At 61.9% G+C, this 14,119-nt stretch carries 11 protein-coding genes; 3 read left to right on the forward strand and 8 right to left on the reverse strand.

The features are described from left to right. Positions 1-33 precede the first annotated feature (33 nt). From I2I01_RS15915 to I2I01_RS15935, 5 genes are all read right to left on the reverse strand, one after another. Positions 34-2,013: an OmpA family protein gene (locus I2I01_RS15915; protein WP_196287451.1), complete on the reverse strand. Its 1,980-nt coding sequence runs from the start codon at positions 2,011-2,013 to the stop codon at positions 34-36. 158 nt (positions 2,014-2,171) lie between these two features. After that, entirely contained in the window at positions 2,172-5,150 is a 2,979-nt protein-coding gene (locus tag I2I01_RS15920) for a DEAD/DEAH box helicase (protein ID WP_196287452.1), read from the reverse strand. 118 nt (positions 5,151-5,268) lie between these two features. Next, the gene (locus tag I2I01_RS15925) at positions 5,269-6,501 is read right to left on the reverse strand and encodes an ABC transporter permease (protein ID WP_196287453.1); all 1,233 of its coding nucleotides are present in this window, start codon (positions 6,499-6,501) and stop codon (positions 5,269-5,271) included. Positions 6,502-6,604: 103 nt separating this feature from the next. Next, positions 6,605-7,414: a class I SAM-dependent methyltransferase gene (locus I2I01_RS15930; protein WP_196287454.1), complete on the reverse strand. Its 810-nt coding sequence runs from the start codon at positions 7,412-7,414 to the stop codon at positions 6,605-6,607. A 109-nt stretch (positions 7,415-7,523) separates the two neighbouring features. Next, entirely contained in the window at positions 7,524-7,946 is a 423-nt protein-coding gene (locus I2I01_RS15935; protein WP_196287455.1) for a ribosome-binding factor A, read from the reverse strand. Between the two features lie 163 nt (positions 7,947-8,109). Here I2I01_RS15935 and I2I01_RS15940 point away from each other — a divergent pair, with 163 nt between their 5' ends. Continuing rightward, positions 8,110-9,519, forward strand: coding sequence for a hypothetical protein (locus tag I2I01_RS15940; RefSeq protein ID WP_196287456.1), 1,410 nt, complete (start codon positions 8,110-8,112; stop codon positions 9,517-9,519). Between the two features lie 111 nt (positions 9,520-9,630). Here the strand turns inward: I2I01_RS15940 and I2I01_RS15945 are convergent, their stop codons facing one another. The 3 genes from I2I01_RS15945 to I2I01_RS15955 all read right to left on the reverse strand — a co-directional run bounded on the left by I2I01_RS15945 (position 9,631) and on the right by I2I01_RS15955 (position 11,939). Continuing rightward, positions 9,631-10,224, reverse strand: coding sequence for a hypothetical protein (locus I2I01_RS15945; RefSeq protein WP_196287457.1), 594 nt, complete (start codon positions 10,222-10,224; stop codon positions 9,631-9,633). A gap of 14 nt (positions 10,225-10,238) precedes the next feature. Next, the gene (gene selD / locus I2I01_RS15950; RefSeq protein WP_196287458.1) at positions 10,239-11,276 is read right to left on the reverse strand and encodes a selenide, water dikinase SelD; all 1,038 of its coding nucleotides are present in this window, start codon (positions 11,274-11,276) and stop codon (positions 10,239-10,241) included. Positions 11,277-11,360: 84 nt separating this feature from the next. Further along, the gene (locus tag I2I01_RS15955; protein WP_211537987.1) at positions 11,361-11,939 is read right to left on the reverse strand and encodes a DUF2911 domain-containing protein; all 579 of its coding nucleotides are present in this window, start codon (positions 11,937-11,939) and stop codon (positions 11,361-11,363) included. Between the two features lie 249 nt (positions 11,940-12,188). Here I2I01_RS15955 and I2I01_RS15960 point away from each other — a divergent pair, with 249 nt between their 5' ends. Together I2I01_RS15960 and nusA are read left to right on the forward strand one after the other, a co-directional pair. Then, positions 12,189-12,659: a ribosome maturation factor RimP gene (locus I2I01_RS15960; RefSeq protein ID WP_211537988.1), complete on the forward strand. Its 471-nt coding sequence runs from the start codon at positions 12,189-12,191 to the stop codon at positions 12,657-12,659. Between the two features lie 17 nt (positions 12,660-12,676). Then, positions 12,677-14,098: a transcription termination factor NusA gene (gene nusA, locus I2I01_RS15965; RefSeq protein WP_196287459.1), complete on the forward strand. Its 1,422-nt coding sequence runs from the start codon at positions 12,677-12,679 to the stop codon at positions 14,096-14,098. The last annotated feature ends 21 nt before the right edge of the window (positions 14,099-14,119 follow it).

Below are 14,119 nucleotides of genomic sequence, written 5' to 3' on the forward strand. Positions count from 1 at the left end.
AACAGACAACTAACAACTAGCAACAAACAAACCCTATATCCCCGTCACCCGAAACTCTACCCGCCGGTTGAGCTTGCGCGTGATTTCCTGAGCGTTGCTGGCCGCCGGTTTGGCCCCGCCAAAGCCGATGCCGGTGATGCGCGTTTCGACCACGCCGTGGGCCACGAGGTAGGCTTTCACGGCCGCTACCCGCGCTTCGCTGAGGGCTACGTTTTTGGCAGGCTCGCCCACGTTGTCGGTGTGGCCGCGCACCTCAATGGTGAGGCGCGGGTTTTCAGTCATCAGCTCCACCAGCTGGTTGAGGGCGCGGGCCGAGCCGGGCAGCAGCACGGCCTGGCCCTGCTCAAACTGCACGTTGGCCAGCGGCAGGGTGGTGCCCACAGCCAGGGGCCGCAGCAAAATGTCGTGCACCGTGGGGCCGGCGCCCACCGTCCAGCTGCTGTCGGCCTCAATGAACCCGGCCAGCTGCGCCCGGTAGAAATAGGGTTTGCCAGGCACGGCCGCACCATAGGAGAAACTGCCGTCGGTAGAAAGTGGCACCACGGCCGAAGCCGTTTCGCGGCCAATGCGCAGCTCGGCGGCCGTCAGCGGCTGGTAAGTGGCGGCGTTTAGCACGCGCCCGCGCCACGGCACGGTGGCCGCGGGCAGCGGCAGGGCCGACCGGTACGTCACCCGAAACAGGTTGCAGCCAGCCAAATCCGTATAAGTGCCCCGGCGCACGTAGCTGGCCTTGCGCTGGGCCAGATTCACTTTGTAAAGGCCGTGCGGGCCGGCCAGAAACAGGCGCCGCCGGCCCGCTTCGTCGTTCTGAAACAGCACGTCGCTGTAGCCGCCGCGCTTGGGCAGGCCGGTGATGGGCAAGAGCTCGGGGGCCACGCGCTGGGTTTTCACATCCACGCGCACCAGCGAGCCGTCGGTGCTATACACCATGTACACGGTGTTGGCATCGTCGAGACAGAAGTTGCCATGGGTGCCGGCGCCGTCGAAGGCAATGTCGGGGTAGTAGGTGGCCTGGCGTGTGGGGTCTTTGCTCCAGACCATTGTCACGGTGCCGCCGTCGCCAGGGCTCACTTTCACCAATTTATCGGCGTCGGAGGTGAGGAAGTACAGGTCGCCACGCTCGTCCGTCGCCGCCGAAATCCAGATGTTGTTGATGCCCTGGGCCGGCAGCTGCCAAGTGGTGTAGGCCCCGCGCCGGGTGGCGGGGTCGTAACGGTACACGGGCTCGGGCTGGTTGGTGGGCGCTTTCGTCACCGAATACAGGCAATTGTCGAAGCCCTTGGCCAGGGCGTAGGACTGAAAGGGCAACGCATTCCGGTGCACCACGGCGCCGTCCGACAGGTCGTCGGTCGAAAACTCGTGTATCGTGCGGCAGTCGTCTTCCCACTGGCCGGTGCGGTGGCTCATGGCCGCAATGCCGTACATCTTGCCGTCGCACACCTGGTCGGCGTAGCGGCGGCTGGTGATGGACTTATCGGTAAAGGCAAATGAGTCAAGCAGCTGTTGGCCTTCGGGTAGGGTGCGAGCATCCTGATTGGTGGCCGCCCGGTATTCTACCACAAACTCGTAGCCCACACGCCACAGGCGGCGGCCCGCCACGTGCAGGCGGCCGGCCTGGCCCGGACCAGGGGCGTAGCTGTAATCGTAGCGCACTTCTTCGTAGCGCCCGTAGTTTTTCTGGTCCAGCCGAATGACCTGGGCCTGGGGCAGGCGGCGGATGCTCTGCCACAGCGTGTCTTGGGTGCTGGGACCGGTGAGCGGCCGGTCCTTTATGGCATCGGGCAGGGCGCGGGCCGTCACCGTCACCACGGCCGGCACGGGCTGCCCGGTGGCCGGCGCGTAGAAGGCTGCGTCGGCAATTCCGGCGCTGAACCGGAGTTGCCAAGTCTGCGGGTAAGTCAGCGTGAAGCGGCCCTCAGCATCGGTGTAGGTGGCGGTGGGCACGGTCGTTTCCGGCTGCGCGCGCAGCCAATACGGAAACATAACCAGCACCAGCGCCCAAAAGGCCTTCATAAGCACAGCTCTGACGTCGACAACCCGTCGGGGGAGGCCAAAAAATCCTTGTTTTAGCAAAGAAACGCCCTTCTTTTTGAAAAATTGAGCGCAGGCGATGCAGTCAACCCCCGAACCGGCCGTTGCCAGGTGTTTGCCGGCCCAGAACCCTGTGCGGCCTATCCCAATAATTCCTCAATGTCGGCCCGCGTCAGATGCTTTATCACGGCCTCGTCGGTGGCAATCAGTTCGCTCACCAACGCCAGCTTACGGCGCTGCAAAGCCAGGATTTTCTCCTCCACCGTGCCCTGCGTGATGAATTTGTAGGTGAATACCGGCCGCTGTTGGCCGATGCGGTGGGCGCGGTCCACGGCCTGGGCCTCCACGGCGGGGTTCCACCACGGGTCGAGGATGAACACATAATCAGCCGCAGTTAGGTTGAGGCCCACGCCGCCGGCTTTCAGGCTGATGAGGAAGATGCGCAGGTTTTCATCTTCCTGGAAGCGGGCCACTTCGGCGGGCCGGTCGCGAGTGGCGCCGTCGAGGTAGGCGTACTCCAGTTGCCGCTCATCCAGCGCCGCGCGTACCAGTGCCAGGTGTTGCACAAACTGACTAAACACCAGTACCTTGTGTCCCTCAGCCACCACGTTGCGAATCATGCGCAACACCTCACGCAGCTTGCCCGACTCGCCGGTGTAATTCTCGTCGGCCAGGCGCGGGTGGTTGGCAATCTGGCGCAGGCGCGTGAGGCCCTGCAGCAGCAGAAACTGCGTGCTGGCCGGGCCATGCTCGTCGAGGTTTTGCAGGATTTTGTTGCGGTAGAAGCTCTTGGTTTCCTCGTAGGCGTGGGCCTGCTCCTCCGTCATGGGGCAGTAGCTGAGCTGCTCGGTTTTCTCGGGCAGTTCTTTGGCCACCTGGGCCTTGTGCCGGCGCAGAATAAATGGCTTAATCAGCGCGTGCAGGCGCCGGGTGCGGCCTTCGTCCTGGTGCTTCTCAATGGGCTTGAGGAACTCTTTGCGGAAGAACGCCTGCGTGCCCAGCAAGCCGGGGTTGATGAAGGACATCTGCGACCACAAGTCCATAGTGCTGTTTTCCACCGGCGTCCCCGTGAGGATGAGCCGGTGCTTGGAGCGCAGCTGCCGCACGGCCTGCGAAGTAGTGCTCGATGGGTTTTTGATGGCCTGCGACTCATCCAGAATCACGTAGTCGAACTTGTAGCTGGCCAGCAACTCCGTGTCGAGGCGCACGATGCCGTAGCTGGTCAGCACCACGTCGTAGTCGGCAAACCGGTCGGGGTTTTTGTCGCGGTAGGTACCAGTGTAGGCCAGAATGCGGAGGTCGGGCGTAAACTTCTCTGCCTCCGTCAGCCAGTTAAACACCAGCGACGTAGGCAACACCAGTAACGAAGCAGCACCTTGGTTTTCACCGCTTTCGTGACGGTGCTGCAGCATGGCCAGCGTCTGAATGGTCTTGCCCAGCCCCATATCGTCAGCCAGGCAGCCGCCGAAATGGAAGTCCTGCACGAAGCGCAGCCAGTTGTAGCCGGCCTTTTGGTAAGGACGCAACTCGCCCTGAAAGCCCACTGGCAGCGGGTGGTCTTCCACCTCGGCAAAGTCGCGTAGCTTTTCCAGCTTGCGGCCCATGCGCACTGTGGCCAGCTCGTTGCTCTGCAAATCAGCCACGAGGGCCAGGTGGTGGCGGCGCAGGTTGAGGCCCTCGGGCGTTTCTTCGCCAAAGGCAAACAGCTCCAGGTAGTCCGTAAACCACTCCTCGGGAATGATGGCAATCTGGCCGTTGGGCAGCTTAAACTCGCGGCGGCGCTGCAGAATGTGCCCGCGCAGCTTGATAAACGGCACTTCAATGTCGCCGAAGCGCACCGTGCCGCGCACGTCGAACCAGTCGCCGGCTTCCTGAATGCCCACGTGCACGCTGGTGGGCCCGATGAAATAGCTTTTGGTGGCCGAGTCGGCCGCCTCTATTGTGTAGCCCAGCTCGGCCAGGGCCGAGGTATTGTCATGCAGCCACTTGAAGGCTTCGGCCTTGGGCAGGGTAGCGTGGCCGTTTTCCACGGTGAGGTGACGGGCGCGCAGCTCCTCCACCGTGGCTTGCTCCTGCTCGGGGTTGCGCAGCAGGCGGTGGAACACGTAGCTGTCGGCCGTTTTTTCCAGGTGCACGCTCACGGGCTTGTTGGTGCCCAGCGGCATGAGGTGCGGGCCGTAGCGGAAACTTAGCTCGAAGTGAATCTGCTCGGTTTCGGCGCCGGTGAGCAGGGGCGCTACGGGCTTGGGCAGCGGGATGCGGCCCCGACGTGGGGGCCCGGGCGGGCGCACCGGCGCCTCGGGCGCGGGCGCAGCCGGCAGGGTGTCGCTGAACGTGAGGCGGGGCCGCGCCACGTAGCGCTCCGAGCGAATGTCGAAGCCGCGGGCGTGCACCTCAAACGACTCCATAAGTGGCGCCACGAACTTCTGGAAGTAGCTTTCTTCCACGTTGCGGGGCACCACAATGAATTTCTTTTTCAAAAACGGCAGCAGCTTCTTGCCGTCCACCTCAGTGCGGAAAGAATAAAGCAAGTCGTTCAGCAGCAACCAGGCGGGCTGCAAACACACCAATACAGCGTCCTTGTACTGAAAATCGAGTTTCTGCCCCTGGTACTGAATGGTAGGGAAGTAGTGCGTGCCTTCTTCGTTGCGGCGGAAGTGGAACAGGATAGACGCCTTGGCCGGCGCCAGGCCAATTTCCTTCCAGGTAGGCTCACCGTCGCGGCCCATGATGAACACGCATTTGCCCGAAAGTCGCGCCAGAATGGCACCCATACGCGCCTGCACGTGCTTGGAAATGAGTTCCTGCAGTGGCTTGTCGCCCTTCTCGGCATGGTAAGTCTTGAGGAAAAACTCGGCCGTCGCGATTTTGCGGGGCCAGAATTCCTTTACCACAGCCTCCTGCTGAATCTGGTCGCAAAGCTCTACTAGCTCAAAATCAGTAGCATCGAGGCCGGCAGCAAACTCGTGAGCGTTTTTTCCTGATACCGTTTGGTGCTGCAGTGTGAGTTGGCCCCGGGGCCCGAGCTGCACCACATAGGCCGCGAACAAGTGCCCGAGGAACTCGTGCTCGAAGAGCGAGTAAACGATTTGAAACGGTTCTGCGGTAGATACTTTCATAGCCGGGCACGCGGAAGGCGCAAGTTAGGGCCGAAAGCGGAAATGTGCACGGCAGAATTTTGCGCTTCGGGGGCGGCTTAGCGCTTACGGCCAGAAACCCGCCAGGATGCGGCCGGGCTTACAAATTCTCGCGCACATCGAGGCGGCTGGCATTCAGCGCAGGCCGGATGCTCACGGCCAGCGTGATGAGAATGATGGACATACATGTAAAAATGATGTCCGAAGCCTGCATTTTTACCGGGTAGGCGTCCACCACGCTCGTGGCCATGCCCATGCTCACGAAGCCGAAGCGCTGCTGCAGCCAGCACAAGGTCACGCCCAGCACCAGGCCCGTGGCCGCGCCCACCAGCGCCACGATGGCGCCCACGTAGAGAAAGGTACGGCGCACCGTTTTCTGGCTGGCGCCCATGGCCAGCAGCACCGCAATGTCCTTTTTCTTGTCGATGACCAGCATTGAGAGCGAGAAAAAGATGTTGAGCGAGGCGATGAGCAGAATGAGCGTGAAGGTGATAAACACGAACAGCTTCTCCACCTTAATGGCCTTGAACAAGCTCACGTGCTGTTCATCCGAGTCCTGCACCTTGAAGTTTGGGCCAAGCATCTTGCGCAGCTCGTTTTTCACCTGCTCTATCTCGAAGCTCTGGCCCACCTTCACGTAAAGGGCGGTGCGGCGGTCGCCATACCCCAACAGGCGCTGGGCAAATTCGAGCGGCACGAAAATGTAGCTGTCGTCGATGTGCTGCTCGATGAGGAACACGCCGCCCGCAATCAGGTCTTCCTCGTTGAAGGCGTTGCTGGGGTCGGTGCTGAGAGCTTTTTTGCCGGGTGTGTTGCGCGGGTAAAGCAGCCGCATGGGCGCCAGGCGGTTGTTCAGGGTGATGCTGAGCTCGTGCTGCACCCCGGCGCCCACCAGGGCTAGCTCCAAGCTGTCGCGGCGCAGGCGGTGGTCACCTTCCCGGATGTTGGCATCAATCTGGCTCTGGCCGAAGTAATTGTCGCTCAGGCCGCGCATCTTAACCACCATCTGGCGGTCGTGGTATTGCAGCAAGGCGTTGTCCTCGATGACTTCGGTGAGCAGGGCCACGCCGGGCGTGTTTTCCAGCTTCACCAGAAAGGCGCGGTCAACCGGGAAGGCTTTGCCTTTGGCGGCGGAGATGACGAGGTTGGGGTCCGACTTGCCGTAAAGCGTGCGCACCAAGTCCTCCAGCCCGTTGAACACCGACAGCACAATGATGAGCGCCATGGTGCCCACCGCCACGCCAATCATCGAAATGTTGGAAATGATGGTGATGATGTTGCGCTTGTTCTTCGAGCGGAAGTAGCGCCGGGCAATGAGGATGGGGACTCTCACAAATTGGAGTTAGCAGGCAGAGAAGCAGGCCGTCGGGAAGGAAGCAATTTCGGGTAAAACTATTGAATACGGGCTAACGCTGGTCGGCGCCGGCGCGTTGGCCCTACTTCCAAGCCTTCACGATGAGGCCGGTGCCGGAGTCGTGGGTGGTGCGGGCGTCGAACCAGTTTAGCAACAGGCAAAAAGGAAACACCACGAGGTAGTAGAACGGCAGGAGGATGAAAAACAGGCGCGACTTACCCAGCATCAGAATGGGGTATTTCATGCTCAGGCGCCACGAAACCTGGCCCGGCTCGCCGTAGGAATAGCGGGCCTCCACGCGGTCGAAACCGGCGGTGGTGAGCTTCTGCTGGATTTCGCGGATGTTGTAGCCGTCGCGCACGTGCTCCTCAATGAAGCTGGTTTCGCCGTCGTCGTGCACGTCGGAGCCGCCCTGGTCGCTGGGGGTCGAAATCAACAACATGCCGCCATCTTTCAGCGAAGCGTGGATGTTGCGAAACACCTCCACGTCTTCCAGAATGTGCTCCATCACGTCGACCGACAAAGCCAAATCGAATGAGTTTGGCTCCTGGTACAGCACCAAATCCTGCACCGCAAACTGCACGTTACGCCGCCCGATTTGGCGGAAAAAAGCGTTCGAGTCGGCTACTTGCTCTTCCTTCACATCCACGGCCAGGATGTTCCACTTGCTGCTCAGGCTGCTCAGCCAGTAGGTGTACTGGCCGTAGCCAGAGCCGGCGTCCAGAATGTTGAGCGGCTCCTGGGTGCGGCCCTTTGCCCAGCGGCGCAACTCGCGGTGCACGTGCCAGGTGCGCAGCAGCAGCAGGTCGAGCAGGTGGTAAAACAGGCGGCGCAGCCACGGCGTGCGGTTGAATACCTGGCCGAGCGTCTTTTTAATCGGGTCGTAATACAAGGGAGGGCAGCAGGGTATGGGGGTAGGAGGAGAGGAGGGGGTGGGTTCAGAAGAAGCAAGAGTTACCAACCCTTACCCTCTTATCCCTACACCCTCCTGCCCTTAAAAATTATTCACCTTTGAAAAGGCGCGGGCGAGCCGGTTTGTCGTCGTCCTCGCCTTTATCGTCTTTGGGAGCGGGCGGGATGTGCAGCGTGCCGAGCACTTGGTCCATGTGGGCGGCGTAGGCGGCGCTGTCGTCGTGGAAGAAGATGAGCTCGGGCACCACGCGGGCAGTTTGGCGGATACGCTTGGCCAGGGCGTGGCGAATTTCTTTGGCGTTGTCGCGAATGATTTCGAGGCGGTCGGCCGCGTCGTTGCCCAGCAGCAGGCTGAGGTACACGCGTGCCTGGCCCAGGTCGGGCGTCACCTTCACGGTGCTGATGGCCGGCGCCAGGCCGCCCCCAAACAGGTGCGGCAAGTCGCGCTGGAGCACAGCGGCCAACTCCTGCTGCAGCAGGCTGGCCATTTTTTGTTGTCGTTTGCTTTCCATAATGACTAGCAAAGATACGCGGCGATTTAGGGTAGGAGGGTATGGGGGGAGGAGGGGAGGAGTTTGGCCCTGAACAACCACAATGCGGGCCAGGCTTGCGGCCAAAGAATACCTTTGCCAACAACTCCTGCCCCCAGACCCTCCTTCCCTTATACCCTAACGCTTGCTCCGCTTTTTCAAAAGCTCCTTGCCCGCTCAGCTGCTGGCCCTGTTGGTGCTGGTGCTGGCCCTGCGCCTGCCGCTGCTTTGGGCGGGCCTGCCCGTGACGGCCGCTGAGCTGCGTGCACTGCTGGTGGGCGAGCGCCTGCACGGCGGAGCCTTGCCCTACCGCGACCTCTACGACGGCACCGCCCCGCTGGCAGCGGCTTTTTTCGGCGGGCTCGATGCGGTGGTGGCCCGGCCGGTTTGGCTCTACCGGGTGGTGGCGCTGCTGCTCTTGCTGGTGCAGGCCCTGCGGCTCAACCTAGTGTTCAACCGCTACGACGTGCACCCCGAGCGCGGCTATCTGGCCGCCCTCACCTACTTGCTGGTGGGCAGCATCAGCACCGATTTGGATGCGCTGTCGCCGCTGTTGCTCGGCAACACGTTCGTGGCGTTTGCTCTGAGCGCGCTGCTACCCACCTCGCGCGAGGGCTACGACAACCGCCGCCTCTTCCGGGCTGGATTTCTGGTGGGGCTGGGGGCGCTGTGCTACCTGCCGTTGGCCTTGTTTCTGATAGTGGGCCTGTTTGCGGTGGTCATTTTCGCGGCCAACTCCTTTCGGAGCTCCCTGCTGTTGCTGTGCGGGTTTTTCTTTCCGTACGCGCTGGTGGCCACGTTCTTTTTCTACACTGGAGCATTGCCGGGGTTTGTGCAGTTTCATTTGCAGCCGGGCCTTACCGATTTGATTGCCAGCGGCCTGCCGGCGGGCTTGCAGCTGCGCTTGCTCATAGTGCCGGGTGTGGTGCTGGCGCTGGCGCTACTGCGCTCGCTGGGTACGTCGCTGGGGCTGGTGTTCCAGGCCAAGTTCCGGCAAATGATGCTGGTGTGGCTGGCGGTGGCCATTGCCACGGCCGCCGTGGAGCGCGGCACGGCCCCGGGCGTGCTGGTGCTGCTGCTCACGCCGCTGGCCTACTTCAGCTTGTTTTTGTGGCAGCGCGGCCCGCGGCCGTTGCTGCAGGAGCTGTTGCTGCTGCTCATCATCAATGCGGCCGTGGTGCTGCGCTACCGGGCCCACGTGCCGCGGCTCGAAAGTTTGCTGCACATGCCCGCCGAAAGCCGCTTCGGCTTGGCGCCCGACCCGCGCTATGCCGCCCTGCGTGGCCAGACGCTGTTCATCCTCGGCCCCGACGACCGCGCCTACTTCCACAACCACCCCGCCACGCCCTACCTAGACTGGTCGCTCTCGCAAGCCGATTTCGGCCACCTCAACGAGTACGCCGCCGTGGTGCGCGTGGCCCAGAAAATGGGCGAAACCCCGCCTTCCTATCTGCTCGACCAGGGCCGCCACATGCCGCGCCTCAAGCAGCTGCTCCCCGGCATCTTCGGGCCGTACGAGCCGACCGGGACGCCAGGATTATACAAGCGGAAGTAGGAATCATCTGTCATCCTGAGCGCCGCGAAGGACCTTCTCACCCAAGAACGACTAGTTCCATGGTGAGAAGGTCCTTCGCGGCGCTCAGGATGACGGATGATAAAAAGCTGCCTATACCCAGCACCAATAGACAGCACGGCGCTCAGTGGGGACACTTCGCAGAAAGCTGGCCAGCGGCTCCAGCTCCGTGAGCAAAGAGGTGAGAACAATAACGCGGCCGTCCACGAGGTGCAGCCGCAGGTAGTCGTACTTCGCCCAGAAGGTGCGGCGGGCCCGGCACGTCACCCCTTCGATACGGGCCAAATCGCGCCGGGCAAACGGCAGCCGCAGTCCTGCTTCATACACTTCAAACCGGTTGTCAGCGGGCTGAAATACCAACGTTGTGTCGTGGTTCAGCGTCCAGTAGCGCAGGTGCAGCAGCAGCGCCGGGCCACTGAGCAGCAAGGTGAATAGCACGAAGCCACCCGTCAGCGCCCACTCAAACCCACTGGCCGGCTGGTTGCCCATCGCCACGGCGGGCAGCACGCTCAACCCCGCGCCCAATGCCAGCAGCGGCCAGAATAGCAGTCTCAGCTGTCTTGCCGCCGTGGTTTGGTAAACCTGTGTACGCTTCGAGAACAGCCCGCTCACCCAGCGCGCTGCCCCCAGCACCAGCAAAAGAACCACGGCTGCTTCGAGCAGCGGGCGAAGGAAGGAAAGCTTCATTCAAACGGCCTGCCTTAGGCGCTTACCTGCACCCAGGCCTCGCCTTCCGCGTGTTCGCGCAAGCGCCCGAAGCTTTCCAGCGCCAGCCCGTGCTTCTCGAATACGGCCCGCACCGCCGCCTGCCCGCCGGGCTCCACGCACACCAGCAGGCCCCCCGACGTCTGTGGGTCGCACAGCCAGGCGCGCTGCTCGTCGGTAATCTGGCCCACCTTATGGCCGTAGCTGGCCCAGTTCCGGTTGGTGCCGCCGGGCACGCTGCCCTGCTTCAAATACGACTCAGCCGCCGCAAGGCGCGGCACTTTCGCAAAGTCGATTTCAGCCGTGAGGTGGCTGCCCTCGCACACCTCGGCCAAGTGGCCCAGCAGGCCAAAGCCCGTCACGTCGGTCAGGGCCGTCACGGCGGGCAGCTTGCTCAGCTCGGCTCCAATTTTATTGAGCTGCATCATCTGAGCCGGCGCCAGGGCGGCATCCTCGTCCCGCAAAATGCCTTTTTTCTGGGCTGTGGTCAGAATGCCCACGCCCAGCGGCTTGGTCAGGAACAGCTCCGAGCCAGCGGTGGCCGTGTCGTTCTGCTTCAGGTCTTTGATGTCGACCATGCCCGTCACGGCCAGCCCAAAAATGGGTTCCGGCGAGTCGATGCTGTGGCCACCAGCCAGCGGAATGCCCGCCTCGGCGCAGATACTACGGGCGCCTTCCAGCACGCGGCGCGCCACCTCGGGCGGCAGCTTATCTACGGGCCAGCCCAGCACGGCAATGGCCAGCAGCGGCCGCCCGCCCATGGCGTACACGTCGGAAATGGCATTGGCCGAGGCAATGCGGCCGAAGTCATACGCATCGTCCACGATGGGCATGAAGAAGTCGGTGGTCGAAATCACCGCTTGGCCCCCGCCGATGTCGTACACGGCCGCATCGTCGCGGCTGGCGTTGCCCACCAGCAGCTTGGGGTGCTGGGGCTGGGCAATGCTGGTGTGCAGCATCTGGTCGAGCACGGCTGGCGCAATTTTGCAGCCGCAGCCCGCGCCGTGGCTGTATTGGGTGAGTTTGTAGTCCATGAGTTGAGTAGGTCGCGAGAGACGCAAAAGTAAACGGGCGGCCCGCCTGGGCCGCCCGCTTCAAAGCCAAGTAGTCAAAGGTTGCTATTTAATCGCCACCGGCAACTCAATGTTTTCCCAACGCAGCACCAGCCCCGGCGATTTTATCTCATACACCAGCCGTTCCGTCAGCGTGGCCGATTTGCGGGGCGTCACCATCACGCGCAGGGCATCCTGCTTCTCGTCGTATTTGAAAGCGCCCCACTGGTTGGGCACTTTGTTGAAAATCACCGTCCACGGCCCGCTCTCGGCCGGAATCACGAAGAAGCCGTACTTGCCGGCCGGTAGCGCTTTGCCTTCCACCTTCACGTCTTTGCTGAATTCTACCGTCGTTGCCTCGTTGGCCCCAGCGCGCCACACTTTGCCATAAGTCTCCAGGCCACCGAAAATCTTGCGGCCTTTCACCCCCGGGCTGCTGTAGTTCACCGTAACGTCGGTGCTGCCTACTTTGCCGGTGGCCGTGGCGGCAGGGCTGGGCTTGGCCGGCTGCATCAGGGCGCGCGACTGCGGGTCAGGCAGCGGCTGGCCGGAGGTGGCGGGAGTAGTTTGGGCGTGGGCGGCACCGCTAAGCAGGATTGCTGCCAGTCCGAAACCTAGGTAGCGAAGGCGCGAAGAAACTTTCATGAGCAAACGAACTAATAAGTGAGGAATGAAGCCTGCGCTGCCGCTCGAGGCGTTGCTTCGTCGCATCAGCTAGGCAAGGGCGGTAAATTACGGCAAGCGTTGCGTCCGGGGCACAGGGTGGCTTGGGGCGGGTAGCCTCATCTTGCATTCGGCCGCGTATTATCGTACCTTTGCCCCGAAGTTGGTATTCAATCTGATAAAGAGGGGACGCACAGTCCCCTCTTTTTTTGCCCGCTTCGCTCAACTACTATGCGTTTCGACCGTAACCTGCTGCTGGAAATGCTCCACGACGCCATGGGCGACCAGGAGCTGTTTCTCGTCGGCCTCACCGTTTCCGATTCGGTGCTGCCCAAAGTCACCGTCGTGCTCGACGGCCCCAACGGCTTGGGCATCAACGAGTGCGCTACCATCAGCCGCCGCTTGGCTCGCCGCATCGACGAGCACTACGGCGAAGAGGCTGCCTACTCGCTCGAAGTCACCAGCCCCGGCGCCGACCAGCCCCTCACCGACCCGCGCCAATACGCGCGCCACATCGGCCGCTCGCTGGCCCTGAAGCTGAACGACGGCACCGAGAAAACCGGCACCCTCACCGCTGCCACCCCCGAGGGCGTCGAAATTGAAGAAGTCATCAAGCAAAAAACCAAGAAAACCACCCTGCCCGCCGCTTTTTATTCCTTCGGGGACATTAAAGAGGCCAAGGTTGTTATCTCTTTTAAATAAATACAGTTCTGCCTCTTATGAACAGCCACGAACTCATTGAATCCTTCGGCGAATTTGCCCGGAGCAAGAACATCGACCGGCCCACGATGATGAGCATCCTGGACGACGTGTTTCGCACCATGATTCGGAAGAAATACGACCAGGACGAGAACTTCGACGTCATCATCAACCCCGACAACGGCGACCTTGAAATCTGGCGCAACCGCGAAATCGTGGACGACAACTCGGAAGATATCTGGGACCACGACAAAATTCCGCTGGCCGAAGCCCAGAAAATCGAGCCCGACTTTGAGGTAGGTGAATCGGTGGCCGAGGCTGTGAAGCTGGAAGACTTTGGCCGCCGCGCCGTACTCATGGCCCGTCAAACGCTGATTCAGCGCGTGAAGGACCTGGAGCGCGACAACCTGTACCAGAAATACAAGGACCAGGTGGGCGAAATCGTGACCGGCGAAGTGTACCAGGTGTGGAGCCGCGAGGCCCTCATCATGGACAAAGACGACAACGAGTTGGTGATGCCCAAGGGCGAGCAAATCCCCAAGGACCGGTTCCGCAAAGGCGACACCGTGCGTGCCGTAGTGCACCGCGTGGAAGTCATCAACGGCACGCCGAAAATCATCCTCTCGCGCGCCGCACCGGCTTTCCTCGAGCGTTTGTTTGAGCTGGAAGTGCCCGAGATTTATGATGGCCTCATCACCATTAAAAACGTGGTGCGCGAGCCCGGCGAGCGCGCCAAAGTGGCCGTGGAAAGCTACGACGAGCGCATCGACCCCGTGGGCGCCTGCGTGGGCATGAAGGGCAGCCGCATTCATCCGGTGGTGCGCGAGCTCGAAAACGAGAACATCGACATCATCAACTACACCGACAACCTGGAGCTCTACATTGCGCGGGCACTATCGCCGGCCAAGGTGGGTTCTATGAAAATCAACCAGGAAAACGGCCGGGTGTCCGTATTCATGAAGCCCGACCAGGTGAGCCTGGCCATCGGCCGTGGCGGCGCCAACATCAAGCTGGCTAGCCGCCTGGTGGGCATGGAAATCGACGTGTTCCGCGAAGCCACCGACTACGAGGAAGACATCTCGCTGGAAGAATTCTCAGACGAAATCGAGCCCTGGGTACTGGCCGAGCTCAAGAAAATTGGCCTCGACACTGGCCGCGCTGTTCTGGCTGTGAAGAAAGATGACATCGTGCGCCGCACCGAGCTCGAAGAGGAAACCGTGGATGATGTGTATCGCATCATCCGTCAGGAATTTGCCGACGACGAGGACCTTGACGACAGCACCCTGGAAGCTGCTAAAAACCGCGTTGCTGCGGGCAAAGTGGCCGACGAGGAAGCAGCCGTAACGCACGCTTCGGCCACCGCCACGGCGGCCGAACACGCGGTGCTGCCTACCGAAAATGAGGATGCGGGCGCCAGCTCTCCCGCCACGCCGGCCCAATGACGGCCGGGCGGCCGCCACGGC

Origin of the sequence: Hymenobacter properus (assembly GCF_015694735.1) — a bacterium.
In the GTDB taxonomy this organism is placed as follows: Bacteria; Bacteroidota; Bacteroidia; order Cytophagales; family Hymenobacteraceae; genus Hymenobacter; species Hymenobacter properus.